Origin of the sequence: Priestia sp. Y58 (genome assembly GCF_029522095.1) — a bacterium.
In the GTDB taxonomy this organism is placed as follows: domain Bacteria; phylum Bacillota; class Bacilli; order Bacillales; family Bacillaceae_H; genus Priestia; species Priestia megaterium_E.
This window is the reverse complement of the sequence record NZ_JAKWFL010000002.1, coordinates 496,037-518,720: the sequence shown is the minus strand read 5'-3', so window position 1 is coordinate 518,720 and position 22,684 is coordinate 496,037. Positions and strand designations below refer to the sequence as shown.

Sequence of the window (22,684 nt, the reverse complement as noted above, 5' to 3'; positions counted from 1 at the left end):
TGTCCCGAACTTACTTAAAGTGTCTGAGGATTTGGATATTAATGGAATGGATATCCGTTTCATGAAGACAAAAGGGAGGGAGAAATGTGAAAAAGTTTTTAGCGTTTCAAATTTTAATTGCATTAGTAATTGGAGCTGTTATCGGGCACTTCTTTCCGGACTTCGGGATGGCTTTAAGACCGGTAGGGGACGGGTTTATCCGCCTCATTAAAATGATTGTGGTGCCGATTGTCTTTTCAACCATCGTCATAGGTGCTGCGGGAAGCGGCAGTATGAAACAAATGGGGAGTCTAGGCTTAAAGACGATTATATGGTTTGAAGTGATTACTACTCTCGTGTTAGCACTGGGACTTCTGTTAGTTAATTTGCTAAAGCCCGGAGTAGGTCTTGATCTTTCTCATCTTGTTAAAAAAGATATCGGTGAGTTGTCTCAGTACACCGACAAAGTCGTGGACTTTAAACAAATGATTTTAAACATCATTCCAACGAATATCGTCGATGTGATGGCAAAAAATGATTTGCTGGCTGTGATTTTCTTTGCTATTTTATTCGGTGTTGCCGCTTCAGGAGTTGGTAAAGCATCCGAACCGGCAATGAAATTTTTTGAATCCACCGCTAAAATTATGTTTAAGCTAACGCAAATTGTTATGGTCACAGCGCCTATTGGTGTACTAGCGCTAATGGCCGCATCTGTAGGGCAATACGGCATTGTACTTCTGCTTCCAATGCTGAAGCTAATTGGAACCGTCTTTTTGGGTCTTTTTATTATTTTATTTGTTTTATTTCCGCTTGTTGGGTTTTTGTTCAAATTCAACTATTTTGAAGTATTCAAAATGATTTGGGACTTGTTTCTTATTGCCTTTTCAACAACAAGTACAGAAACGGTGCTGCCACAGCTGATGGAGCGGATGGAAAAGTACGGATGCCCTAAACGAGTGGTGTCGTTCGTTATTCCGTCGGGCCTGTCGTTAAACTGTGATGGCTCCACGCTATATTTATCCGTTTCATGCGTCTTTTTAGCACAGGCTTTTAACATCGATATGCCATTAACTCAGCAATTATTTATGATGCTTATACTGGTGATGACAAGTAAAGGAATTGCGGCTGTCCCGTCAGGTTCACTTGTTGTGCTTTTAGCTACAGCCAACGCAGTAGGTCTTCCGGCTGAAGGAGTCGCAATTATTGCAGGAGTGGACCGCATCATGGATATGGCCAGAACAGGAGTCAATGTTCCAGGCCACGCCATTGCCTGTATCGTCGTCTCAAAATGGGAAAAAGTATTTCGAACCCAAACGCCAATTCCGCCCGGGTCGCACACGGAATCTCTATAAAGTGAACCCCCGCTTTAGTCCATAAAGCGGGGGTTTTTTGTTAAATCTCCAAACATTTATTAACGATGTAGACTAGAGTAATTTGCCATACTCAGCCCTCCTCAAAAAAAGAGCACGAGCCGCTTAAGTCTAAAAAAATGCCCTGTGACTGTTTTATGGTCACAGGGCATTTTTTTAGATGAATGTTCACAAAATGTTCACTTACGAAGAAGGAAGATAAAAAGCTATACTAAGCCAAGTAAAAAAGATGAAAAGGATGAGGAATGTGCCAACAACTAAAAAAGAAAGTATGTATTTTGGAATGATGATGTGCGGAGGGATGGTGCTTGTGATGACGATGTATAACATGTTCATAAATGATGTCATCGGGCATATCACACTCGTAGAAGGTATTTTGAACTTGGTTATCACATTTGTAGTTGCCATGATTATCGAAACTTTCTTAGTAGGTCCCGTAGCAAAAAAAGTAGCATTTTCACTGCCGTTTGATAAGTCTAAACAGTTAAAAGTCGTGTTGATTTTATCGTCATGTATGGTTATTGGAATGGTGCTTTCCATGTCTGTATACGGATTAATTACGATGTCACTTACGAAAGGTTTAGACGGAGAGCCGCTTCTTTCAAGCTATGCATTGATCGTGATGAAAAACTTTATCGTAGCCTACCCGCTTCAGCTTCTCATCATGGGACCTCTAGTTCGCTTATTGTTCATGAAGTTTGTGAAAAAGAATCCGGCAGCTGCTTAAGTCAAAACCCTAAGAACGCCTATTTTCTTAGGGTTTTGTTATGCAAAGCTGTTCGGTAAGAAGAGAAGAAAGTCACTAAATGACAAGTGATTTGGCGTTATTTATTTAGAAATACTTACTCTTTAAAACGTTTCAAAGCCATACTCCCGGGTACACACAACATTAATGAGGAGGAGATAGTATGGAAGCAAAAGCAAAGAATGTTGTGGGGGTATACGAAACGGAACAAGAAGCAATTCAAGCTGTAGAGAGTTTGAAAAAAGAAGGGTATACATCAGAAGAAATATCTATCATCGGCAAACATAAAAAGACCAAAAAAGTTCACAAAGAAACGAATACAAAAGCAGAAGGGGCAGCAACTGGAGCACTTACCGGAGGTACGCTAGGGAGCTTGACCGGAATATTAGCAGGTGCCGGCGCTCTTGCAATCCCGGGAATAGGCCCAATTGTAGCGGCTGGTCCGATTGTAGCTACATTAACAGGTGCGGCAGCTGGTGCGAGCGTAGGAGGTCTGTCTGGTATTTTAGTCGGTATGGGAATTCCAAAACAGCAGGCCGAACAATATAATGATTCAGTCAAAGAAGGCAGCTTGCTTGTTTTAGTAGATAAAGAAGACTCCGATCATGATGGAAACCCGAAAGCGCCTTTAACAGGAATGATTTTATAGAACGTATGATATGTAAGAGAAAGCTGTCGCAGTGCGACAGCTTTTTTTATGCGCTCGTTTTATTTAAGTGAACTTAACTCACAATAATATTCCATAATAGTTAAAAACATCAAATTATTTCAGGGTATCCTGAAAATAATATGCCTTAAATTATAATGTAATATTATTGTAACAATAATGTATTTATTGTTTTATTTTGGAATTTTAATTTCAGTAAAAGCTTTAACAACGGGATTTTCGCGTAAAACACATCCATAAATTAACTGTAAACTATTATACGAAGTAGAATAATTTTCTAATTATTTTTTAGGAATTAATTTTTAGCAAATTATTCATGTTTGAAAGATGGTTAAAAAGTATATTTCAAAAGTATGTTTACTAAAAAAGTTAAGCAGGTTGTTTAGTAGCATCATTCATTTAGTTAAATTTCGAAAGGAGCTGCTAAAAATGAGTATTCAAAAAAGTACAGATAGTTCAAGTTTAGCAGAAGTGATTGATCGAATTCTCGACAAAGGAATTGTCATCGATGCTTTTGCTCGAGTATCACTCGTAGGAATTGAAATTTTAACGATTGAAGCACGAGTCGTTATTGCCAGTGTTGATACGTGGCTTCGCTACGCAGAAGCCGTCGGGTTATTAACCGACAAAGTAGAAGAAGAAGGGCTGCCTGGCCGAACAGAGGAGCGAGGAGCAGGGCTTAGCTTTTAAGTCTTTTAATCATTAGAAGATTCATTAAATAAATAATAATAAGAGAAAAGAGGATGGAACATGACAACAACTGATCAAAATGAAAAACAACAAAATCAGCAGCAAGAAGAAAAAACACAAAACTCTTTAAATCTTGCCATTTTAGGAGGCGTAGTAGGAGCGGGAATTGGCCTTCTTTCAAGTCCGCAAACGAGTAAAAAAGTACTCAGCCGCTTAGGACAATCAGAAATTATACGTGCAACAGGGCAAGAGTTAAGGCGAAACGCACAGGATATTTTAACGCAGCAAGCAATGGGAGCGTTAAGAGAGACAGCTACAGGCTATCTTGAAAAAGACAATTTAAGCAAGCTGCTGGCTCCTAAAAAGAAAAAAGAAGATACGTCAAATGAACAGGGAGATTCGCAGGAAGAAGCCAGCAAAAGCGCAGAAATGGAAACGTCACAGTACGAAGAGTTAAAAGAAGAAAATAAAAATATGAACGACCAGCTGCAGCGCATTGAAGAGATGCTAAACAAACTCATGGACGCGAAGAAGTAAGACATCCGTCCTGAAGGGGAATTTCATGGATAAAAAAGATGTGGGGAAAGCAGCACTAAAAGCGGGAAAAAAAATAGTTGAGCACACGCCTGAACCTGTTAAGGAAAAAGTAGAAGAAAAGGTTAAAGAAAAAGCAAAAGAAAAGTTTGTCGAAAAAACCGAAGGGAAACTGCAGGAAAAAGCAAATAAAGCGTCAGAAAAACTGCAGGAAACAAAAGAGAAAAACTCACAAAAGGTACACGGCAAAGGAGAAGAAGCAAAAGATAAGCTTCAAGACGTCTTACTATCAGTAAAAGATAAGCTTAGCGATGTGAAAGAAGCTGGAGAAAACTTTCAAGAAAAAGTTTCTTCTTCAGACGATAAAGAAAAGTCAAAAAATAAGCGGAAAATAAAAGGTGTAAATCAGATTAAAAAAGCAACGGATATTAAAAGCTCTACTAAGATTAAAAGTTCCAATGATATTAAATCATCTACTGATTTAAAAACAATGGGATCATGAGCGAAAGGAGAAATGAGATATGTCTATTCAAAAAAGTACTAATAGTTCAAGTTTAGCAGAAGTCATTGACCGTATTTTAGATAAAGGAATTGTTATTGATGCTTTTGCAAGGGTTTCTGTTGTAGGAATTGAAATTTTAACGATTGAAGCGCGAGTGGTTATTGCCAGTGTTGATACGTGGTTACGCTACGCAGAAGCAGTAGGGCTTCTTCGTGACGACGTAGAAGAAAACGGTCTTCCTGAACGTTCAAATTCAAGTGAAGGACAGCCGCGTTTTAGTATTTAATATGAAGTGGTATGGAACCTTCCTTTTTTGAGGGTGGTTCCAGCTTTTAGATCTAACTATTGGAGGCTACTAAAAATGGAAATTAAAAAAATTATGCAAGCCGTGAACGACTTTTTCGGTGAACACGTAGCTCCTCCTCATAAAATTACCTCGGTGGAAGCTACTGAAGATGAAGGCTGGAGAGTTATTGTTGAAGTCATTGAAGAACGAGAATATATGAAAAAATACGCCAAAGATGAAATGCTCGGAACGTACGAGTGCTTTTTAAATAAAGAAAAAGAAGTCATTTCATTCAAACGACTCGACGTCAGATATAGAAGCGCCATTGGCATTGAAGCATAAACGATAAGATGGCAGGAGGAACGTAAAAATGACCGTCTTAACAGACAAAAGGAAAAAAGGCAGTGGAGCTTTTATACAAGATGACGAGACAAAAGAGGTTCTTTCAAGAGCGCTGAGCTATTTAAAATCCGGCTATTCCATTCATTTTACAGGTCCTGCCGGCGGAGGCAAAACCTCTTTAGCGCGAGCGCTTGCTAAAAAGAGAAAGCGTCCTGTAATGCTGATGCACGGGAATCACGAGCTCAACAACAAAGATTTAATTGGCGATTTTACGGGATACACGAGCAAAAAAGTGATTGATCAGTATGTTCGTTCTGTTTATAAAAAAGATGAACAAGTGAGTGAAAACTGGCAGGATGGGCGATTGCTTGAAGCTGTAAAAAATGGCTATACGCTGATTTACGACGAATTTACTCGGTCTAAGCCTGCAACGAATAATATCTTTTTATCAATATTAGAAGAAGGCGTGCTGCCGCTGTATGGAGTAAAAATGACCGATCCTTTTGTGCGCGTGCACCCTGATTTTCGCGTCATCTTCACAAGCAACCCAGCTGAGTATGCCGGCGTATATGATACGCAAGATGCGCTTCTTGACAGGTTAATTACCATGTTTATTGATTATAAAGACATCGACAGAGAGACAGCGATTTTAACGGAAAAAACGGACGTAGAAGAAGACGAAGCGCGCACAATTGTAACGCTCGTCACAAACGTGCGAAGCCGCTCTGGAGACGAAAACAGCAGCGGACTCAGCCTGCGGGCTTCGCTTATGATCGCTACCCTTTCCACGCAGCAAGACATTGCTATCGATGGAAATGACGAAGATTTTCAAACGTTATGTATGGATATTTTGCATCATCCGCTTACCAAATGTTTGGATGAAAAAAATGCAAAAAGCAAAGCCGAAAAAATCATTTTAGAAGAATGTAAGAATATAGACACTGAAGAAAAGTAAAGGAGCTTGAAAACATGAGTGAAACAAACGAAACAGGTATTTATATTTTTAGCGCCATTCAAACGGATAAAGACGCAGATTTTGGATCGGTAGAAGTAGAAGGAACAAAAGCTGAAACGTTTTTGATTCGCTACAAAGACGCGGCGATGGTAGCAGCTGAAGTACCGATGAAAATTTATCATCCTAATCGCCAAAATTTATTAATGCATCAAAACGCAGTAGCAGCGATTATGGACAAGAACGATACGGTTATTCCAATCAGCTTTGGGAATGTATTCAAATCAAAAGAAGACGTAAAAGTTCTTTTGGAAAACCTTTATCCGCAGTTTGAAAAACTGTTTCCAGCGATCAAAGGAAAAATTGAAGTCGGTTTAAAAGTAATTGGGAAAAAAGAATGGCTTGAGAAAAAAGTAAACGAAAATCCTGAACTTGAAAAAGTATCAGCATCCGTAAAAGGAAAATCAGAAGCAGCGGGTTATTATGAGCGCATTCAACTTGGGGGAATGGCTCAAAAGATGTTTACTTCCCTGCAAAAAGAAGTTAAGGCAGATGTGTTTTCTCCGCTTGAAGAAGCAGCGGAAGCGGCAAAAGCAAATGAGCCAACGGGCGAAACGATGCTTTTAAACGCGTCTTTCTTAATTAACCGAGAAGATGAAGCGAAGTTTGATGAAAAAGTGAATGAAGCGCATGAAAACTGGAAAGACAAAGCCGATTTTCATTACAGCGGTCCTTGGCCTGCTTATAATTTTGTAAACATTCGCCTAAAAGTAGAAGAGAAATAACGTGCTTCACAAATTAGTAACCGCACCTATTAATCTTGTAGTGAAAATCGGCGAAAAAGTACAGGAAGAAGCTGATAAACAGCTATATGACCTTCCGACGATTCAGCAAAAACTCATTCAGCTTCAAATGATGTTTGAGCTTGGTGAAATTCCGGAAGAAGCGTTTCAAGAAAAAGAAGATGAATTGTTAATGAGGTACGAAATCGCGAAGCGCAGAGAAATTGAACAATGGGAAGAGCTAACAAAAAAAAGAAATGAGGAATCCTAGATGGGAGAATTACTGTATTTATACGGTTTAATTCCAACAAAAGAAGCAGCAGCCATAGAGCCGTTTCCATCTTATAAAGGGTTTGACGGAGAACATTCACTGTACCCAATAACGATTGATCAGGTGACGGCTGTCGTTTCTAAGCTGGATGCTGACAGCTATTCAGAAGAAGTGATTAAAGAAAAAATGGAGCAGGACATGAGCTGGCTGCAGGAAAAAGCGTTTCACCATCACGAAACGGTAGCCGCTTTGTACGAAGAATTTACGATCATTCCATTAAAATTTTGCACCATTTATAAAAGTGAAGAAAGTCTGCAGGCAGCTATTGAGCTTAACAAAGAAAAGCTAGAGAATTCACTGACGCTGCTTCAAGGAAATGAAGAGTGGAACGTGAAGATTTACTGTGATGATACGGAGCTTAAAAAAGGAATCAGCGAAACGAATGAAAGCGTGAAAGCGAAAAAAGAAGAAATTAGTCACTTATCACCAGGAAGACAGTTTTTTGAAAAGAAAAAAATAGATCAGCTGATTGAAAAAGAATTAGAACTTCACAAAAATAACGTATGTGAAGAGATACATGACAAGCTTAAAGAATTATCGCTTTATGACTCTGTTAAAAAGAATTGGAGCAAGGATGTAACGGGCGCAGCTGAACAGATGGCATGGAACAGCGTGTTTCTTCTCCCATCTCTGCAGATCACTAAGTTCGTAAACGAAATAGAAGAGCTTCAGCAAAAGCTTGAAAATAAAGGCTGGAAATTTGAAGTGACGGGACCATGGCCGCCCTATCATTTCTCGAGCTTTGCGTAAAGTGAGGAATTAACATTATGTCTCTTAAACAATCCATGGAGAATAAAGATATTGCTCTTATTGATATTTTAGATGTCATTTTAGATAAAGGAGTCGCTATTAAAGGAGACTTAATCATTTCCATAGCCGGCGTCGATTTAGTGTATTTGGATTTGCGGGTGCTTATTTCTTCGGTTGAAACGCTTGTACAAGCAAAAGAAGGAAATCGCAAACCCATCACTTCTGAACAATTTGATAAACAAAAGGAGGAATTAATGGATGCAACCGGTCAGCCAAGCAAATGGACGAATCCACTTGGATCCTGATCAAGCTGAACAAGGCTTAGCGCAGCTTGTGATGACAGTTATTGAGCTATTGAGGCAAATCGTTGAACGTCATGCCATGAGGCGGGTGGAGGGTGGAACGTTGACGGATGAACAAATTGAAAACTTAGGAATTGCACTAATGAACTTAGAAGAAAAAATGGACGAGTTGAAAGAGGTGTTCGGTCTGGACGCAGAAGATTTAAATATTGATCTTGGACCGCTAGGCAGCCTGCTTTAAGCGGTCAGTAGGAGGAACAGTATGGCAGTCGAACATAATATGCAGTCAAGTACGATTGTAGATGTGCTCGAAAAGATTTTGGATAAAGGAGTCGTTATAGCGGGGGACATCACCGTAGGAATTGCAGATGTCGAGCTATTAACGATAAAGATCCGCTTGATTGTGGCTTCGGTTGATAAAGCAAAAGAAATCGGCATGGACTGGTGGGAAAATGATCCGTATCTCAGTTCAAAAGGAGCCAATAGTAAAGCGCTCGAAGAAGAAAATAAAATGCTGCATGAGCGGTTAAAAACGCTTGAAGAAAAAATAGAAACAGAACGTTAAAAACTGTACGCTACTTAAAAAATGGAGGGATTTACAATGGCAACTGAAACTAAATTAAATAACGAACAGGTAGAAAACAAGGAAAACAAAAACAAGGAAAACGGTTCAAAAGAAAAGACCGATTCAAAAGCAAGCAAAACAACAAGCAGCGGGCCAATCAAACGAGCGGTAGCAGGAGGCATCATCGGTGCAACGATTGGATATGTATCGACTCCTGAAAATCGAAAAAGTCTTCTTGACCGCATTGATACAGACGAATTAAAAAGCAAAGCATCCGATTTAGGAACAAAGGTAAAAGAAAAATCAAAAAGCAGCGTGGCCAGCCTGAAAACATCTGCGGGAAGCTTGTTTAAAAAAGATAAAGATAAATCAAAAGATGATGAAGAAAACGTAAATTCTTCTAGTAGCGAAACAGAAGACGATAACGTTCAAGAGTACGACGAGTTAAAAGAAGAAAATCAAACTCTTCAAGACCGTTTATCACAGCTTGAAGAAAAAATGAACATGCTTGTTGAGCTTAGCCTCAATAAAAATCAAGACGAAGAAGCGGAAGATACAGATTCTGACGAAGAAGAGAATGACGAGAACGAAGAAAACGAGCAGGACGATGAAAACGAAGAAGAAACATCTAAGCCTCGTAAAAAGAATAAAAAAGAAGATGAGCAAGAAGAGGAAGAAGAAAGTGAAAGTGACGAAGACAGCGAGGAAGAAGAGGAAGATTCTCGTTCAAACAAAAAAAATAAAAAAGTAAAAACAGAAGAAGACGAAGAAGATGAAAGCGAAGAAGAAAAAAAGGAAGCGAAGCCAAAAAAGTCAACAGCTAAAAAATCAAAAAATACAAAAGCAAAGAAAAACACGGATGAAGAAGATGATGACGCAACATCTCTTTCTAGTGAAGACGACACAACAGCCTAAGGCGTAAAGGAGGAAAGAAATACATGAGTACAGGCCCTTCTTTTTCAACTAAAGACAATACGCTTGAATACTTTGTGAAAGCTTCTAATAAACACGGCTTTTCACTTGATATTTCATTAAATGTAAACGGCGCTGTGATTTCCGGTACCATGATTTCAGCAAAAGAATACTTTGATTACTTAAGCGAAACGTTTGAAGAAGGCAGCGAAGTGGCTCAGGCACTAAGCGAACAATTCTCTTTAGCAAGCGAAGCGAGCGAATCAAACGGAGAAGCAGAAGCCCATTTTATTCATTTGAAAAATACAAAGATCTACTGTGGAGACAGTAAATCCACTCCTTCAAAAGGCAAGATCTTTTGGAGAGGAAAAATAGCAGAAGTAGACGGGTTTTTCTTAGGGAAAATTTCTGATGCAAAATCAACGAGTAAAAAGAGTTCATAACAAACGGCGGGGTGATTGCCCGCCGTTTTTTAGTGATGAGATGTGCAGCTTCTTTTTACTAACAAACGGCTCCGTTTCTGTATCTGCCGCTGTTTGAGGAGTGTTGTCAGGTGTAGAAGTATTTTATACGCTGTATGCCGTGCCGCTGATTAAAAAGTACAGTTCGCTTGTTATCGTTGGCTGGGCAATGGTAATCGGGGGAAGCGTCATAAGCTTTATTCATTCTCCGTAGAAGCTAGAGGTGTCAAGCTTATCACCAATAGTCTATGTCTATCTTTTATTTGTCATTATTTTCGGCACGATGCTTGCTTTTTGGTTTTATGTAGAAAGCCTGCAAAGTCTTTTACCTAAAGAAACGAATTTGCTTGGAAGTTTAGAGCCTTTAGCCGCTGTTATTACAACCGTTGTTTGGCTGAAAGAGCCTTTTGGTTTTTATCAATGGACTGGCACAGCTTGTATTATTGGATTAGTTCTATTACTTACACGAACGAAACAAGCATCTTCTGAGACGACACTTTCAGCATAAATAGGGGCTTGCTAAAAGAAGAAGCAAACCAATGTCACTTTGCCACCGAATCTGTGGACACTCGTTTGACTTTTAAAATCTTTACATATTGAATAAACACTCTTTCTTTTGTAGAGACATTTAATTTAGCAAGTCTTGATGCGTCGTCTCGGTTTTTAGCAGCTTCTACTACAAAAGTTCCTTTGATTTTGGCTTCATCTTTTAGAACGGAATAATGTATTTCGAATTGTTTTGTTTTCGTTTTCTCCATGGTGATAAACTCCTTTGCCTGATAAATTAATGTATTGCTATGAAATAAGCTTTGATAAAAAGGAAGAAAAGAACGTAACATATACTACTAAATCAAATGCAAAGCGGCAGTGACTTTTATCACACCACAACCTAGTATTTCATCTTTTTACCAAAAAAGATAGGGTGTTTTACCGCTGCTCCTTGCAAAAATTTTTATTCTTTCTGCTTGACCTAGAGTTAACTCTATGGTTTATCTTGTAGTAGTATCATTTCAAGGAGGGGCTTTACATGAAGTATCATACAATTGCTAATACTGACTTACACGTATCAAATTTAATTATGGGAAACATGCGTTTAACAGAGCTTTCTTTACAAGAAGCAGAGAAGCTAATCCGCACAGCGATGGAAGAAGAAATTAACTTTTTTGATCATGCTGATATTTACGGTCCTGATTATGTAGGACAATGCGAAGAATATTTTGCAAACGCTATACAAATGAACCCAAGTCTTCGTGAAAAAATGGTGATTCAAAGCAAATGCGGCATTAACGCAGCGGAAAATTACTATGACTTTTCAAAGAAGCATATTATAGACTCTGTTAACGGCAGCTTAGAGCGTTTAAAAACAGATTACTTAGATCTTTTATTACTGCATCGTCCAGATCCACTAATGGACCCTGAAGAAGTAGCAGAAGCATTTAACGAACTGCAAAACAGCGGAAAGGTACGTCACTTTGGTGTATCGAATCACAACCCAGCGCAAATTCAGCTGCTTGAAAAATATATTAACCAAAAGCTTGTCGTAAACCAAGTGCAGTTCAGCATCGCACATACGCCAATCATTGATTCTGGTATTTCGTTAAACATGGGAATTGATCAAGCTGTTAACCGCGACAGCAGCGTGCTTGAATATTGCCGTTTAAACGATATCACGCTTCAAGCGTGGTCGCCGTTCCAAAACGGATTTTTTGAAGGTCCTTTCCTAGGTGATAAAGAGAAATTTGGAAAGCTAAACGAAGTAATTGATCGCATCGCAAGTAAATATAGCGTGACGAATACAGCGATTGCCGTTGCGTGGATTACAACGCATCCTGCAAATATTCAAGTAGTACTTGGTACGACAAATATTCAGCGTATGAAAGATGCAAGCAAAGGTTCAGAAATCAAGTTAACACGCCAAGAATGGTACGATATTTATAAAGCCGCTGGCAACATGGTGCCTTAAGCGCTTTAGTCTCTAAAATAAAACAGGTAACTCCGTTCGAACATGGAACGGAGTTACCTGCGTTTTACGTTAAGAACTACTGGTTAAGCTAGAAAAAGATTTAGCAGCAGCTCAATTATTTTTGTGACGCCAAAACCTAACAAAAAGGCAATAAAACCGCCAATTACAATGGTAAGAATCATGTGAGCAGTATTCATCGTATTCATCCTTTCAGGTTTAAATATATGTTGCTTGCTGCTTGTACAAAAAATCTGCAGCATAAAGAGCTCAATGAAGAAGACTATAAAAGAATAAACCCTCGAGATAACTAGAGGTCAAGACAAACTCATCATGTTTTTGTGAGAAGTTTAAGGTGTAGGAGGAAGCAGTATGACGTATACCATTTCACAAGTTGCAAAGAAATTGAACGTGACAATTTATACCATTCGCTATTATGATAAAGAAGGGCTTTTTCCATTTTTAGATCGTACAGCGTCAGGGAATCGTATTTTTAAAGAACAAGATATTGAATGGATCGATTTAATTTGCTGTTTAAAAAGCACAGGTATGCAAATCAAGGACATTCGGACGCTTATTGAAAACTGTACGCTTGAAAATGCCGTGCTTGATAAAAGTCTGCAAATGTTGATGGATCATAAAAAAGCGGTACAAAAAGAAATCGAAGAAATCCATCACAAGCTTGAGACGATTGATTATAAAATTAAGCACCTGCCGGAAATGTACGAGCGAATTGTTAACAAGCCTTCAAACTAAATAAAAAAGGAAGCGTAAAAATGATCGAAAAAGTAGCACCTCTCACTGAAGAGAATATGCAGCAGTGCATTAACTTGTATATGAATGTATTTACAAAAAAACCTTGGAATGAACCGTGGACAGAGAAATCAGCTAGAGAAAGGCTGACTGATTTACTGAACACACCTAAATTTATGGGCTATTTATTTTATGACCAAGGAGAGTTGATTGGAATGATTGCAGGGCACGCGAAAAAATCATACAGCGGTATGACCTTTTACGTCGCCGATCTTTGCGTCAGCGCAAGCGCGCAGGGAAAAGGGTACGGTTCAGCTATCCTAAGCCGGTTTGAGAACGAACTTCAAAGACACGATATCAACAGCTTGTATCTCTTGACGGCGACTGGAGGAGCTGCACAGGCTTTTTATGAAAGAAACGGCTATACTGTAAATGATCAGCGCGTTGTCTTGAAAAAAACGTTTGTTTAATGTTTAGCATCTACATAGAGCAGGAAGAGAGTTGCAGAGTGACTCTCTTTTTAATTAATCTTTTTATCTATTAATATGTAGAAGAAAAGGAAGTAAGAACAAGAAAAATAAGGTGATGGAAAGAAGCAGACAAGAAACGGCAGATTAAAAAAATCTATTTTTTTATAATGGTTAGTCTTATTATTACCTGGTTCATAAGCACATTTAAAAACAGTGCCCATTATGTGGACACTGCTTTTTCATAATAAAGTGGAAAGCTAGCTTTTGGTAAAAAAATTAGTGGAAATGAAGCTATTCATCATTATTTCTAATGATTAGCAACCGCCAAATCCTCCCCAGCAAGCACAGCCGATGATGATTAATAAAATGAATAATACGATGATTAAAGCAAAGCCACTGCCAAATCCGCAGCCGCCGCCGTAACCGTAACCGCCATAACCACAGCCACCATAGAAGCCCATATATTTCACCTCCAAGTTCTGAGTACATTTTTAACATATGCCTGAAATGCAAAAGTGCTCCAAAAATATCCAATGATTTGAATGAAAACAAAAAAAGATAAGAAAATAAGATGGACACGGTACTTTTTTTCGCTTTCTACATAGGATGAATCATCCCAAGATCTCATATATGAGCCCCCATGTTATAACGACGCAGGCTAATACAACTTCCTCCTTAGCCTGCGTACATAATGAAGTAGAAGCCGAAGAATTTTTTCTTCGGCTTCTTATTTTTTACTATGAAATAAACACGTTAGTACTTTCCGTATAGCATTCTAAGTCAGGATCCGCTCCTTTTTGTATGTATTAGGTACTAAAGAAAAATCAAGCTCATTTTCATATAAACCTAGTAATTTGTGTTTTTTCGTAATTCTTTTCCCTTATTTTCAGCATAACCAAGATATTTGCCCAAGACAGCGACTAGGTAAATGCATATTCTTGGGTGAAAGCAAAAAAACAAAAAAACGGAGGTTTCTCTTATGAATTCAGAAATGCATTTTTTACCTACTATGTACGCTCAAGATCATCATCAACTTCAACACGCAGATGAAAGGTTTATTGGCAGACCATTTGGCTTTGGCAGACCGTTTGGTTTCGGACGCCCGTTTGGTTTTGGCTTTGGCAGACCATTCGGCTTTGGCTTTGGAGGTCCCTTTTTAGGAGGATTAGCAGGAGGGCTAGTAGCAGGCTCACTGTTATCACCATATGGCTATGGCGGCTACGGCGGCTACGGTTACGGTGGTTACCCGTATGGCGGCTATGGCGGCTACGGCGGTTATGGATTTGGCTGCGGCTGTTAAACGCAAGTAAAAGAAAAATCTCAGAAGAAATATTTTTCACATCATTCTTTTCTATAAAGAAGTCTGTTTTGGAACGTAAGGCTTTATATCCATCCACAGTTAATCAGAGCGTGTACCCCACTTAATATAAAAAACCACCTGGTGATTTTTCAGGTGGTTTTTGCGTGGAATTTTTATGTAGTAAAGAAGTTATATATTTACGCACTTACTGGGGGGCTGTGTCTAAAGCAGAAGATCACGACATGATGTTTACCAATACCTTAGTCGTGCACTTTATATGCTCATGGTATTAAGAGTCATGATTAATTCTATTGTATAGAAGATTAGTTTAATGAATGGCTTCTTTAATCACCTGACCTCTACGTTAATAACCTGCTTACTATCCTCAAAAAGCTTAACCAACATACTTTCATCCTGCTGCATGCAAAAATTAGCTTATATTGGGCATAATAGAGAGAAGAAAGGAGGCGGTTGCATGGATTTATTATCTGGAAACCCTTATTGGCAGACAACTGTAGTAAAGCCGCCTGTATACCCATCTCTAGAGGAAGATATTGAGTGCGATGTTCTTATTATTGGAGGGGGAAGTTCAGGTGCACAATGTGCTTACTATTTATGTGAGCAGGGACTTGATGTTGTGGTTGTTGATAAACGTAAAGCAGGGCATGGGAGTACAATTGTAAATACCTCTCTTATTCAATATTTAGGAGATAAATTGTTTTACGAATTAGTCAACACGTTTGGAGAAGAAAAAACAGTCCGTCATTATAAACTGTGCGAACAGGCTATTACAGATATTGAGGAAGCAGCTAAAAAGCTTCCGATTAATGCAGAATTTATAAGAAGAGACAGCTTGTATTATGCAAGTTATGAAGAAGATATCACGAAGATAAATAAAGACTACTTTTATATGCAAAAGCATGGATTTGAAGCTGAAATCTTATCAGAAGAACAAATTGAAAAAGACTATGGATTTAAAAAACGAATGGCAATGCTTATTAAAAATGATGCAGAGCTGAACCCTTACAGCTTTACACTCGGTCTGTTGGAGTATGGAAAACAGCATGGGGTTCGGATGTTTGAAGAAACAGAAATTGTCGGTCAAAAGTTAGAAAAAGATGAAGCTGTATTTTTCACTAAAAATAAATCACAAATCAAAGCTAAACATGTCATTATGGCAGGAGGCTATGAAAATCAAGAATTTAAGAGAGAGAAAAAAGCTGTACTCACAAGTTCCTATGCTATCGTTACGACTCCTGTAAAGGAGTTTACAGGATGGAAAAATCGAAATTTAATTTGGGAAACCGCTCGACCGTATATTTACATGAGAACAACTTCCGATAATCGAGTCATTATAGGCGGTCTTGATGAAAGTACGATTGTACCGCAAGAACGTGATGCTAAACTCGTTCATAAAAGAGACAAACTTTTAAAAGAGTTCAATAAGCTTTTTCCTCATCTTCAAGTCGAAGCTGATTATTACATAAGTGCTTATTACGGAGGCACTCATGACGGCCTTCCCCTTATCGGAATATATGACGAAATGCCTAACTGTTACTTTCTAAGCGGATATGGAGATAACGGAACGGTGTATAATATGGTGCTAGCTAAAATCATAGCAGAACATATCACAACGCAGAAAAGCAGTGATTTAGAACTTTACATTCAAACAAGGAAAGTTTAATATGTGAGAAAATGGAAGGTTTTTAAAAAAGCCTTCTTTTTTTACATATATTTCTTGAAGTAGAGGAGAGGCATAGTATGATAGAGGGTCACGCTATTTATTTACGCCCGTTAGCTGTCAGCGATGCGCACGACAGCCTTCGGTTGCAAAAGGACAATCGCGGCTTTTTTGAACAGTTTTCTATGATTCGAGAGCATTCTTTTTATACGTTGGAAAGCCAAGTAGAAAAAATTCAGCGTCACGAAGAGAATAGAAAAAACGATGAAGAATACTATTTTGGACTTTTTCAAAAAGAGAATAATAAGCTGATTGGCACCATTAGTCTTTTTCAAGTGCTGCGCGGATCTTTACAAAGCGCGTTTATCGGCTATTTTCTAGATCAGCATCATAATGGAAAAGGGTACGCAACAGAAGCCGTAAAAGCGCTCGTTGGCTATGCGTTTGAAGAGCTGCATCTTCACCGCATTGAAGCCGGCGTCATGCCACGTAATTTGCCTTCTCAGCGCGTACTTGAAAAAGCAGGGTTTCATAGGGAAGGAATTGCTAGAAAAAATGTAAATATTAACGGCATATGGGAAGACCATCAAGTCTTGGCTATCCTTAACCCTAATGATGAAATAGAAGAAATAAACGAGTTCTTAAAATTTTGATATACGTTTTTACATTTAAAATTTATAATGAGAATAAGAGAATAGAACAGTCTATATTTAAATAGTAGGTGACTAAGGTAATGGAAGAGAGGAACATCAATGAAAAAGCCGTTTGGGATGTATTGCAGATGGCTAGCGAAGTAGTCGGAAGCAGGACGCTGTTTGTAGGGATTTTCGACGAACAATTTTCAGTTATGAAAGCCTTTAATAAAGAAGGGGGAAGCCTTGTAGAGGATGGACTGACGCTGCCGTTAGAGCTTGCGGTATGCAACTTAGTCACGTGTGATGAACCCCTTGTTATTCCCAATACAAAACGCGATGTTAGAACGTCTAATTTAGCCATCATTGATGGTGCCCGGGTGGGTTCTTATTTAGGAACACCGATTGTGCTGGAAGACGGGAGAATGTTTGGTACTTTATGCGCGGTCGATCCGGATCCTTATCAGTTTAGCGAAAGTGAAATTCAAGGGTTAAACCGGCTGGCTGGTATTTTGTCTCATATTATTTATAAAAATCAGGCGGCTGTTTTGCCGAAAATTGAAGAGAAAATTCTGCAGCTTGATAAACTGGCGCTGGTAGGGCAGCTAGCAGCAGGGTTAGCGCATGAGATTCGAAATCCGATGCAGTCGGTGCGCGGTTTTATTCAATTTTTATTTAATGAAAATGAACAGGCAGAGCCTTTTCAAAAAATTGTTCTTGATGAACTGGACCGTATGAATGAACTCATTAATAACTTCTTGCTTGTTACGCAGCCAACAGCGCCCAAAAAAGAAATCGTATCGATTGTAGAAGTTATTCATGACACCGTTGCTTTCTTGAAAAGTGAAGCTGCGCTGTATAATGTCGAAATGAACGTAAGAATAGAAGGAGCCATTCCGCTTGTATCAATCGATCCTGCTCAAATGAGACAAGTGTTTATGAATCTTTTGAAAAACGCCATTGAAGCAATGGAGAAAAAGAAACGCGGGGAAGTAAATCTTATTATCAAAGAATGGGAAGATTGGGCTCTTATTGACATTCAAGATACCGGTTCTGGGATTCCGCTATCCATTATTAATAAAGTAGGAAATCCATTTTTCTCAACAAAAGATGGAACAGGCATGGGGTTAGGGCTTTCTATTTGTAAAACGATCATCAACGAACATAATGGTACGCTTGCGATTGAAAGTGATGAGAACGGGACAGTAGTGACGGTGAAGCTGCCTTTGACGCTTTAAGATAAAACAAAAAAGAAAGGAGAGTAAGCACTCATCCTTTCTTTTTTTGCTGACCTTTTTAATATGCTGAACTGTCTTCAATCCAGTATTCATAGTCTTCCGCATCTTTTTTATTTAGCTTTTTGCCGTTGATGTAAATTTTGTCCCATTCGTAAATTTGTTTATCCAAATAAACGTTAAATACAATGCGCACATGCTCTTTTTCTGTATAATCGTAGCCGGTAAATTGTACAACGTGATGACGGCCTTCTTGCTTGATGTAGCTCCATTTTGGATGGTCAGTATACGTTTCAAGCGTGGATGCTTCGTCGCCGTAGCGAACTACATCTTTAATATTCGTTTTTGTTGGTAAAAATGATAATCCTGCTCCGACTCCAAAACTAATCACAAGCGCTAAGATGCTTAAACCAATAGCAATTCCGATGTGAGTGCCGCCTTTAATTTGCAAATAAGCTTCTTTCCGCTGCTCCGGCTGAGCTTCGGCTCGAGCTAACACGTTTTTAACGTGCTTATAATACCAGCGGTTGGCACATAGCCCCGTAATAAGTGAAGCACCGCCGAATACAATTGCATCGGACCACTCTGGTATGTCTACAAAGCACAAAAGGGAAAACCAAATTACCTCAATAAGCGTTAAAATAAAAAAGTGCTTATACATTTTTCGGTATGCAAACCAAGCGCTTGTCAGAAAAAAGGCTGCCCAGTTCCACGTGTTGCTTTTAGCTGGATTGGCTGTTTTTCCCCATTTTAAATCATAATAAGACGTATTCGTTCGAACTACTTTATGCTCTTCTTCAAAAGAAACGAGTTTATTTACTGCTTGTTCTTCCATTTAAAACACCTTTCATTGGTTATAATCTGTCATCTAAAATGACTCTATTATTATACATTATTTCTAGTATTTTTCTATTCTTCCTTAAATTATTTTTAAAGTAAGAATATTTGTACTATGGGTTTTTCAACAAGAAGTTTCATAAAAAAGAATAATATGGTAGATTTAAAGAAAAAGGAGCTGCTTGAGCATGAATCATTTAAAGAAAGCCCTGCACCAATCGTGGTCAATTCATTCAAGCACAAAGTGGACGGCTGACAATCCTGCCAAAGGACAGTGCGGAGTGACAGCTCTTGTCGTTCAAGATATCAAAGGAGGAGATATTTTAAAAACTCCGTGTAAAGAAGGCTGGCATTTCTATAATCAGCTCAACGCACAGCGCTATGATTTTACACAAGAACAATTTCGTGAGCCTCTCCATTATGCAGACATTTTGTCCAGTCGGAAAGAAGCGTTTATGGATACGAATAAAGAGCAATATGAGGCTTTAAAGAAAAACGTAATGACCCTTCATACATAAAAATTCCCTTTAGAAAGGAACACATTAATGAAAAGTATTCAGTATTCCATTGTTGATGTATTTGCACAGAGAAAATATACGGGAAATCAGCTCGCAGTTTTTAAAGACGCCGGAAGCCTTTTAGACAAAGAGATGCAGCAAATGGCTAAAGAAATTAATTTCTCTGAAACGACGTTTATTACGTCGGCTTCTCCACAAAAAGGAGAATATGACGTACGGATTTTTACGCCTACTGAAGAAGTGCCATTTGCAGGCCATCCGACGCTTGGTACCGCTTATGTTATCCGGGAAGAACTAGAAGAAAAAGATACAGAGGAGCTTACTCTTCATTATAAAGCAGGTCCTACGCCTGTTACATATGATGAACCAAAAGATGTGCTGTGGATGACACAAGGTCAGCCGACGTTTGGGAAAGTGTTAGATAAAAAGCAGGTGGCGGACGTGTTAAACCTTGATGAAGCTTATATCGATATGCGATTTCCCGTTCAAGAAGTATCCACCGGTCTGCCGGTCATCCTTGTCCCGTTAACATCATTAGAAGCAGCTAAAGAGATAAACGTAGACAAAGAAAAATATTTCAAGCTGATAGAAAACACTGAAGCAAAAGCAATTATGGTCTTTTCACCGGAAACCTATCACGAAGATCATCACGTAAATGTGCGAGATTTTGCGGACTATTACGGCGTTCCAGAAGATGCAGCAACCGGCAGCGCCAACGGCTGTTTGGCAGCATATTTAGTTAAATACGGTTATTTTAATCAGCAAACCATTGACATATGTGTAGAACAAGGATACGAAATAGGAAGACCTTCACTGCTGTATGTAAAAGCTAGTTATGACGGAGAAACTTTTCACATTAAAGTAGGCGGAAAAGTAGAGATGATTGCGCGCGGTGAATGGATTTTGTAACAAGCTGTTCATCTGCTGTTCACAATAAGTCTCTACCCTAATAAAAACGCAATAGGACTACGGCGTTTGGTTACACTAGTAAACAGATAGAAAGTGAAAGAATAAATGATGGCGGCCAAAAGGCCGCCATTTTAAATGGTTCATAAAAGGAGTGGTAGAAAAAATGATTCACATTTTACTGGCGGATGACGATGAGCATATGCGGCAATTAGTTCGTCACTATTTGCAGCTTGAAGGCTATATGGTGCATGAAGCAAAAGACGGGGAAGAAGCTTCGGGTCTGCTTGCTAAGCAGCACATTCATTTAGCCGTTGTCGATATTATGATGCCTCATAAAGACGGATATGAAGTTTGCGAAGAAATACGCAGCTACTATGATTTTCCCATTATTTTATTAACAGCAAAAGATCAGCTTGAAGACAAAGAAAAAGGCTTTTTAGCAGGAACGGATGACTATGTGACAAAGCCGTTTGAACCAAAAGAATTGATTTTCCGAATCAAAGCCCTGCTTCGCCGGTACGAAGTGGTAAATGAAAAGATGATTGTGCTGAACAGCACCTCTATTGACCGAAAAAGCTATGAAGTGCACTGCAGCGGACGACTGTTCATTCTTCCAATGAAAGAATTTGAATTATTAGCTCAGCTCGCGAGCTATCCAGGAAGAATTTTCACAAGAGAAGAATTAATTCATCTGATATGGGGAGCGGATTTTAACGGAGATAACCGTACAATCGATGTACACGTAAAAAGGCTGCGCGAGCGGTTTGAACATACCGATGATTTTGTCATTACGACGGTTCGAGGCGTCGGCTATAAGCTTGAGGTGACGGCAAAATGAAGACGCTCTATTTGCGGATTGTCCTGACAACGATTGCTGTGATGGTATTTAGCAGTCTCCTCGCGTTTATTGTGGCGAACGTTTATTATCAGTACAGCTTAAAACCTTATAACGATCAAAAGCTTACGCGTATGGCAAAAGACATTGCGAGCTTTTACGAAAGCAATAGAGGCGTAGATCAACAGTCTTATTTACAGCATATTAGTAAACTTGGCTATCAAATATATGTAGTGGACAGCACTGGACATGAGACGTTTTACGGACGAGAGTTTAGAAACCAGCGCTTAGAAAAGAGTGCTGTCAAACAAGTGTTAGAAGGCAAAATGTATCACGGAATTGCAAACTTTCCTTCACAGGTGTTTGTGACGGGGTTTTTTGATAATGTGTTAGCTAATACCATCGGCGTGCCGTTAAAAGGAGAGGGTAACAAGCAGCAAGCGCTGTTTATTCGCCCTGATATTCAGCTGCAGTTCGGGGAAATGCGCATTTTTTTCTCGGTCATTTTACTGCTGATGATTGTATTAAGTATTTTGTTTGTACTTATTAGCACGCGTTATTTAGTAAAACCAATCGTCAAGCTAACGGAAGCAACAAAGCAAGTGGCGAAAGGAAAATACAACGTTGAGCTGTACGTAAAGCGCCGAGACGAAATCGGCGCGCTTGCTTCACATTTTTCCGAAATGGCTAAAAGTTTAGAGCAGCTTGAAGAGATGCGCCAGGAATTTGTATCGAACGTGTCACATGAAATTCAGTCTCCGCTGGCGTCCATTCAAGGATTTTCAAAAACGCTCCGTTCCGCCCATCTTTCTGATGAACAAAGAAATGAGTATCTGTCTATTATTGAAGAAGAAAGCCGGCGCATGTCGTCCCTCAGCAAACAGCTGCTTACGCTTGCTTCACTTGATAAAGAAAGTGAGCATATCGACAAAAGGACGTTTGACGTTGCAGCTCAAATCAAGCAAGTGCTGTTTATGACGGAGTGGAGCTGGCGTGAAAAAGAATTAGCCATTGAAATGGATCTTCCTTCCACGATGATTTCAGGCGATCAAAAACTGCTTCATCAAGTGTGGACAAACCTTATTACAAACAGCGTAAAGTTCACAGAAGAAGGAGGGACGCTGTCTCTTCGCGTTCGTATGGAAGACACGTATTGCCACGTAGAATTTCAAGATACGGGAATCGGCATGTCAAAAGAAAGCCTCCCGCATATTTTCAATCGTTTTTACAAAGAAGATAAAGCAAGAAGTCGGACGGAAGGAAGCAGCGGTCTTGGTTTAGCGATTGTAAAACAAATTGTCGAAATGCACGGAGGTTCCATTCACGTTGAAAGCGAAAAAGGAAAAGGCAGCACTTTTCACGTCTATCTTCCGAAAATGTAATG

Annotated in this window: 31 protein-coding genes and 1 pseudogene; 29 read left to right on the top strand and 3 right to left on the bottom strand. The window is 39.1% G+C overall.

The genetic code is table 11. The features are described from left to right. The first annotated feature begins 86 nt into the window (after nucleotides 1-86). The 18 genes and pseudogenes from gltP to MMB68_RS08530 all read left to right on the top strand — a co-directional run. A complete protein-coding gene (gene gltP, locus MMB68_RS08615) occupies nucleotides 87-1,331 on the top strand; it encodes a dicarboxylate/amino acid:cation symporter (RefSeq protein ID WP_221784067.1) in 1,245 nt (414 codons plus the stop codon). Between the two features lie 265 nt (nucleotides 1,332-1,596). Further along, on the top strand, nucleotides 1,597-2,076 hold the full coding sequence (locus MMB68_RS08610; RefSeq protein ID WP_277548546.1) for a DUF2798 domain-containing protein: 480 nt from the start codon (nucleotides 1,597-1,599) through the stop codon (nucleotides 2,074-2,076). Nucleotides 2,077-2,257: 181 nt separating this feature from the next. Continuing rightward, entirely contained in the window at nucleotides 2,258-2,743 is a 486-nt protein-coding gene (locus MMB68_RS08605; protein WP_221784071.1) for a general stress protein, read from the top strand. 447 nt (nucleotides 2,744-3,190) lie between these two features. Continuing rightward, entirely contained in the window at nucleotides 3,191-3,451 is a 261-nt protein-coding gene (gene gvpA, locus MMB68_RS08600) for a gas vesicle structural protein GvpA (RefSeq protein ID WP_013058000.1), read from the top strand. Between the two features lie 60 nt (nucleotides 3,452-3,511). Continuing rightward, nucleotides 3,512-3,988 carry a GvpT/GvpP family gas vesicle accessory protein gene (gene gvpT, locus MMB68_RS08595; RefSeq protein ID WP_221784073.1) on the top strand — a complete coding sequence of 159 codons (477 nt, stop codon included), beginning with the start codon at nucleotides 3,512-3,514 and terminating at the stop codon, nucleotides 3,986-3,988. 25 nt (nucleotides 3,989-4,013) lie between these two features. Continuing rightward, complete coding sequence (gvpQ, locus tag MMB68_RS08590; RefSeq protein WP_221784075.1) at nucleotides 4,014-4,487, top strand: gas vesicle protein GvpQ; 474 nt, start codon at nucleotides 4,014-4,016, stop codon at nucleotides 4,485-4,487. 19 nt (nucleotides 4,488-4,506) lie between these two features. After that, nucleotides 4,507-4,773, top strand: coding sequence for a gas vesicle structural protein GvpA (gene gvpA, locus MMB68_RS08585; protein ID WP_013057997.1), 267 nt, complete (start codon nucleotides 4,507-4,509; stop codon nucleotides 4,771-4,773). Between the two features lie 75 nt (nucleotides 4,774-4,848). Beyond that, nucleotides 4,849-5,115, top strand: a complete 267-nt coding sequence (gene gvpO, locus MMB68_RS08580) for a gas vesicle protein GvpO (RefSeq protein WP_013057996.1) — start codon at nucleotides 4,849-4,851, stop codon at nucleotides 5,113-5,115. A gap of 28 nt (nucleotides 5,116-5,143) precedes the next feature. Beyond that, nucleotides 5,144-6,070, top strand: coding sequence for a gas vesicle protein GvpN (gene gvpN / locus MMB68_RS08575; protein WP_269871184.1), 927 nt, complete (start codon nucleotides 5,144-5,146; stop codon nucleotides 6,068-6,070). Between the two features lie 14 nt (nucleotides 6,071-6,084). Further along, nucleotides 6,085-6,852, top strand: coding sequence for a GvpL/GvpF family gas vesicle protein (locus MMB68_RS08570; RefSeq protein ID WP_277447549.1), 768 nt, complete (start codon nucleotides 6,085-6,087; stop codon nucleotides 6,850-6,852). Nucleotide 6,853: 1 nt separating this feature from the next. Beyond that, nucleotides 6,854-7,120: a gas vesicle protein GvpG gene (locus MMB68_RS08565; protein ID WP_013084016.1), complete on the top strand. Its 267-nt coding sequence runs from the start codon at nucleotides 6,854-6,856 to the stop codon at nucleotides 7,118-7,120. Next, a complete protein-coding gene (locus tag MMB68_RS08560; protein ID WP_277447550.1) occupies nucleotides 7,121-7,930 on the top strand; it encodes a GvpL/GvpF family gas vesicle protein in 810 nt (269 codons plus the stop codon). A 17-nt stretch (nucleotides 7,931-7,947) separates the two neighbouring features. Beyond that, nucleotides 7,948-8,235, top strand: coding sequence for a gas vesicle protein (locus MMB68_RS08555; RefSeq protein WP_013057991.1), 288 nt, complete (start codon nucleotides 7,948-7,950; stop codon nucleotides 8,233-8,235). Next, nucleotides 8,189-8,473, top strand: a complete 285-nt coding sequence (locus MMB68_RS08550) for a gas vesicle protein K (RefSeq protein WP_013057990.1) — start codon at nucleotides 8,189-8,191, stop codon at nucleotides 8,471-8,473. Before MMB68_RS08555 ends, MMB68_RS08550 begins: the two co-directional genes overlap by 47 nt. A gap of 21 nt (nucleotides 8,474-8,494) precedes the next feature. Continuing rightward, nucleotides 8,495-8,797 (top strand): gas vesicle protein, encoded by a 303-nt coding sequence (locus MMB68_RS08545; protein WP_028414528.1) that lies wholly within the window; start codon nucleotides 8,495-8,497, stop codon nucleotides 8,795-8,797. Between the two features lie 36 nt (nucleotides 8,798-8,833). Next, the gene (gene gvpT / locus MMB68_RS08540; protein ID WP_277447553.1) at nucleotides 8,834-9,712 is read left to right on the top strand and encodes a GvpT/GvpP family gas vesicle accessory protein; all 879 of its coding nucleotides are present in this window, start codon (nucleotides 8,834-8,836) and stop codon (nucleotides 9,710-9,712) included. Between the two features lie 23 nt (nucleotides 9,713-9,735). Beyond that, nucleotides 9,736-10,152: a gas vesicle accessory protein GvpU gene (gene gvpU, locus MMB68_RS08535; RefSeq protein ID WP_013057987.1), complete on the top strand. Its 417-nt coding sequence runs from the start codon at nucleotides 9,736-9,738 to the stop codon at nucleotides 10,150-10,152. Between the two features lie 49 nt (nucleotides 10,153-10,201). After that, nucleotides 10,202-10,678: pseudogene (locus MMB68_RS08530) on the top strand (EamA family transporter); the annotation flags it as partial. Between the two features lie 34 nt (nucleotides 10,679-10,712). Here the strand turns inward: MMB68_RS08530 and MMB68_RS08525 are convergent. Next, the gene (locus tag MMB68_RS08525) at nucleotides 10,713-10,928 is read right to left on the bottom strand and encodes a hypothetical protein (protein ID WP_014459209.1); all 216 of its coding nucleotides are present in this window, start codon (nucleotides 10,926-10,928) and stop codon (nucleotides 10,713-10,715) included. 269 nt (nucleotides 10,929-11,197) lie between these two features. Here MMB68_RS08525 and MMB68_RS08520 point away from each other — a divergent pair, with 269 nt between their 5' ends. The 3 genes from MMB68_RS08520 (at nucleotide 11,198) to MMB68_RS08510 (ending at nucleotide 13,353) form a co-directional block, all read left to right on the top strand. Then, nucleotides 11,198-12,133 (top strand): aldo/keto reductase, encoded by a 936-nt coding sequence (locus MMB68_RS08520; RefSeq protein ID WP_028414523.1) that lies wholly within the window; start codon nucleotides 11,198-11,200, stop codon nucleotides 12,131-12,133. A gap of 369 nt (nucleotides 12,134-12,502) precedes the next feature. Beyond that, nucleotides 12,503-12,886, top strand: a complete 384-nt coding sequence (locus tag MMB68_RS08515; protein WP_025751010.1) for a MerR family transcriptional regulator — start codon at nucleotides 12,503-12,505, stop codon at nucleotides 12,884-12,886. Between the two features lie 20 nt (nucleotides 12,887-12,906). After that, on the top strand, nucleotides 12,907-13,353 hold the full coding sequence (locus MMB68_RS08510; RefSeq protein ID WP_221784089.1) for a GNAT family N-acetyltransferase: 447 nt from the start codon (nucleotides 12,907-12,909) through the stop codon (nucleotides 13,351-13,353). 314 nt (nucleotides 13,354-13,667) lie between these two features. Here MMB68_RS08510 and MMB68_RS08505 read toward each other — a convergent pair whose 3' ends face one another. Continuing rightward, on the bottom strand, nucleotides 13,668-13,814 hold the full coding sequence (locus MMB68_RS08505; RefSeq protein ID WP_013057978.1) for a YjcZ family sporulation protein: 147 nt from the start codon (nucleotides 13,812-13,814) through the stop codon (nucleotides 13,668-13,670). Nucleotides 13,815-14,332: 518 nt separating this feature from the next. On the opposite strand from MMB68_RS08505, the gene MMB68_RS08500 reads away from it, so the two are divergent. The 4 genes from MMB68_RS08500 to MMB68_RS08485 all read left to right on the top strand — a co-directional run bounded on the left by MMB68_RS08500 (nucleotide 14,333) and on the right by MMB68_RS08485 (nucleotide 18,204). Beyond that, a complete protein-coding gene (locus MMB68_RS08500) occupies nucleotides 14,333-14,653 on the top strand; it encodes a hypothetical protein (protein WP_221784090.1) in 321 nt (106 codons plus the stop codon). Between the two features lie 475 nt (nucleotides 14,654-15,128). Then, complete coding sequence (locus MMB68_RS08495) at nucleotides 15,129-16,337, top strand: NAD(P)/FAD-dependent oxidoreductase (RefSeq protein WP_221784092.1); 1,209 nt, start codon at nucleotides 15,129-15,131, stop codon at nucleotides 16,335-16,337. A 77-nt stretch (nucleotides 16,338-16,414) separates the two neighbouring features. After that, entirely contained in the window at nucleotides 16,415-16,987 is a 573-nt protein-coding gene (locus MMB68_RS08490) for a GNAT family N-acetyltransferase (RefSeq protein ID WP_221784094.1), read from the top strand. An 80-nt stretch (nucleotides 16,988-17,067) separates the two neighbouring features. Continuing rightward, on the top strand, nucleotides 17,068-18,204 hold the full coding sequence (locus MMB68_RS08485) for a GAF domain-containing sensor histidine kinase (protein ID WP_221784096.1): 1,137 nt from the start codon (nucleotides 17,068-17,070) through the stop codon (nucleotides 18,202-18,204). Nucleotides 18,205-18,262: 58 nt separating this feature from the next. On the opposite strand, the gene MMB68_RS08480 is transcribed toward MMB68_RS08485, so the two are convergent. Continuing rightward, the gene (locus MMB68_RS08480; RefSeq protein ID WP_269871176.1) at nucleotides 18,263-19,036 is read right to left on the bottom strand and encodes a DUF2628 domain-containing protein; all 774 of its coding nucleotides are present in this window, start codon (nucleotides 19,034-19,036) and stop codon (nucleotides 18,263-18,265) included. Nucleotides 19,037-19,226: 190 nt separating this feature from the next. Between MMB68_RS08480 and MMB68_RS08475 the strand changes: the two genes are divergently transcribed. The 4 genes from MMB68_RS08475 (at nucleotide 19,227) to MMB68_RS08460 (ending at nucleotide 22,682) form a co-directional block, all read left to right on the top strand. Further along, the gene (locus tag MMB68_RS08475) at nucleotides 19,227-19,556 is read left to right on the top strand and encodes a YunG family protein (protein ID WP_277447554.1); all 330 of its coding nucleotides are present in this window, start codon (nucleotides 19,227-19,229) and stop codon (nucleotides 19,554-19,556) included. A 27-nt stretch (nucleotides 19,557-19,583) separates the two neighbouring features. Next, nucleotides 19,584-20,465, top strand: coding sequence for a PhzF family phenazine biosynthesis protein (locus MMB68_RS08470; RefSeq protein ID WP_277447555.1), 882 nt, complete (start codon nucleotides 19,584-19,586; stop codon nucleotides 20,463-20,465). Between the two features lie 163 nt (nucleotides 20,466-20,628). Beyond that, complete coding sequence (locus MMB68_RS08465; RefSeq protein ID WP_028414515.1) at nucleotides 20,629-21,303, top strand: response regulator transcription factor; 675 nt, start codon at nucleotides 20,629-20,631, stop codon at nucleotides 21,301-21,303. Beyond that, nucleotides 21,300-22,682 (top strand): sensor histidine kinase, encoded by a 1,383-nt coding sequence (locus MMB68_RS08460; RefSeq protein WP_277447556.1) that lies wholly within the window; start codon nucleotides 21,300-21,302, stop codon nucleotides 22,680-22,682. The genes MMB68_RS08465 and MMB68_RS08460 overlap by 4 nt, the downstream gene beginning before the upstream one ends. Nucleotides 22,683-22,684 lie beyond the last annotated feature (2 nt).

What these genes read in the sequence shown, in the direction of transcription:
- MMB68_RS08605 (WP_221784071.1), top strand. Translation starts at nt 2,258, where the DNA reads ATGGAAGCAAAAGCAAAGAATGTTGTGGGGGTATACGAAACGGAACAA.
- gvpA (WP_013058000.1), top strand. Translation starts at nt 3,191, where the DNA reads ATGAGTATTCAAAAAAGTACAGATAGTTCAAGTTTAGCAGAAGTGATT.
- gvpT (WP_221784073.1), top strand. Translation starts at nt 3,512, where the DNA reads ATGACAACAACTGATCAAAATGAAAAACAACAAAATCAGCAGCAAGAA.
- gvpQ (WP_221784075.1), top strand. Translation starts at nt 4,014, where the DNA reads ATGGATAAAAAAGATGTGGGGAAAGCAGCACTAAAAGCGGGAAAAAAA.
- gvpA (WP_013057997.1), top strand. Translation starts at nt 4,507, where the DNA reads ATGTCTATTCAAAAAAGTACTAATAGTTCAAGTTTAGCAGAAGTCATT.
- gvpO (WP_013057996.1), top strand. Translation starts at nt 4,849, where the DNA reads ATGGAAATTAAAAAAATTATGCAAGCCGTGAACGACTTTTTCGGTGAA.
- gvpN (WP_269871184.1), top strand. Translation starts at nt 5,144, where the DNA reads ATGACCGTCTTAACAGACAAAAGGAAAAAAGGCAGTGGAGCTTTTATA.
- MMB68_RS08570 (WP_277447549.1), top strand. Translation starts at nt 6,085, where the DNA reads ATGAGTGAAACAAACGAAACAGGTATTTATATTTTTAGCGCCATTCAA.
- MMB68_RS08560 (WP_277447550.1), top strand. Translation starts at nt 7,121, where the DNA reads ATGGGAGAATTACTGTATTTATACGGTTTAATTCCAACAAAAGAAGCA.
- MMB68_RS08555 (WP_013057991.1), top strand. Translation starts at nt 7,948, where the DNA reads ATGTCTCTTAAACAATCCATGGAGAATAAAGATATTGCTCTTATTGAT.
- MMB68_RS08550 (WP_013057990.1), top strand. Translation starts at nt 8,189, where the DNA reads ATGCAACCGGTCAGCCAAGCAAATGGACGAATCCACTTGGATCCTGAT.
- MMB68_RS08545 (WP_028414528.1), top strand. Translation starts at nt 8,495, where the DNA reads ATGGCAGTCGAACATAATATGCAGTCAAGTACGATTGTAGATGTGCTC.
- gvpT (WP_277447553.1), top strand. Translation starts at nt 8,834, where the DNA reads ATGGCAACTGAAACTAAATTAAATAACGAACAGGTAGAAAACAAGGAA.
- gvpU (WP_013057987.1), top strand. Translation starts at nt 9,736, where the DNA reads ATGAGTACAGGCCCTTCTTTTTCAACTAAAGACAATACGCTTGAATAC.
- MMB68_RS08525 (WP_014459209.1), bottom strand. Translation starts at nt 10,928, where the DNA reads ATGGAGAAAACGAAAACAAAACAATTCGAAATACATTATTCCGTTCTA.
- MMB68_RS08520 (WP_028414523.1), top strand. Translation starts at nt 11,198, where the DNA reads ATGAAGTATCATACAATTGCTAATACTGACTTACACGTATCAAATTTA.
- MMB68_RS08515 (WP_025751010.1), top strand. Translation starts at nt 12,503, where the DNA reads ATGACGTATACCATTTCACAAGTTGCAAAGAAATTGAACGTGACAATT.
- MMB68_RS08510 (WP_221784089.1), top strand. Translation starts at nt 12,907, where the DNA reads ATGATCGAAAAAGTAGCACCTCTCACTGAAGAGAATATGCAGCAGTGC.
- MMB68_RS08505 (WP_013057978.1), bottom strand. Translation starts at nt 13,814, where the DNA reads ATGGGCTTCTATGGTGGCTGTGGTTATGGCGGTTACGGTTACGGCGGC.
- MMB68_RS08500 (WP_221784090.1), top strand. Translation starts at nt 14,333, where the DNA reads ATGAATTCAGAAATGCATTTTTTACCTACTATGTACGCTCAAGATCAT.
- MMB68_RS08495 (WP_221784092.1), top strand. Translation starts at nt 15,129, where the DNA reads ATGGATTTATTATCTGGAAACCCTTATTGGCAGACAACTGTAGTAAAG.
- MMB68_RS08490 (WP_221784094.1), top strand. Translation starts at nt 16,415, where the DNA reads ATGATAGAGGGTCACGCTATTTATTTACGCCCGTTAGCTGTCAGCGAT.
- MMB68_RS08485 (WP_221784096.1), top strand. Translation starts at nt 17,068, where the DNA reads ATGGAAGAGAGGAACATCAATGAAAAAGCCGTTTGGGATGTATTGCAG.
- MMB68_RS08480 (WP_269871176.1), bottom strand. Translation starts at nt 19,036, where the DNA reads ATGGAAGAACAAGCAGTAAATAAACTCGTTTCTTTTGAAGAAGAGCAT.
- MMB68_RS08475 (WP_277447554.1), top strand. Translation starts at nt 19,227, where the DNA reads ATGAATCATTTAAAGAAAGCCCTGCACCAATCGTGGTCAATTCATTCA.
- MMB68_RS08470 (WP_277447555.1), top strand. Translation starts at nt 19,584, where the DNA reads ATGAAAAGTATTCAGTATTCCATTGTTGATGTATTTGCACAGAGAAAA.
- MMB68_RS08465 (WP_028414515.1), top strand. Translation starts at nt 20,629, where the DNA reads ATGATTCACATTTTACTGGCGGATGACGATGAGCATATGCGGCAATTA.
- MMB68_RS08460 (WP_277447556.1), top strand. Translation starts at nt 21,300, where the DNA reads ATGAAGACGCTCTATTTGCGGATTGTCCTGACAACGATTGCTGTGATG.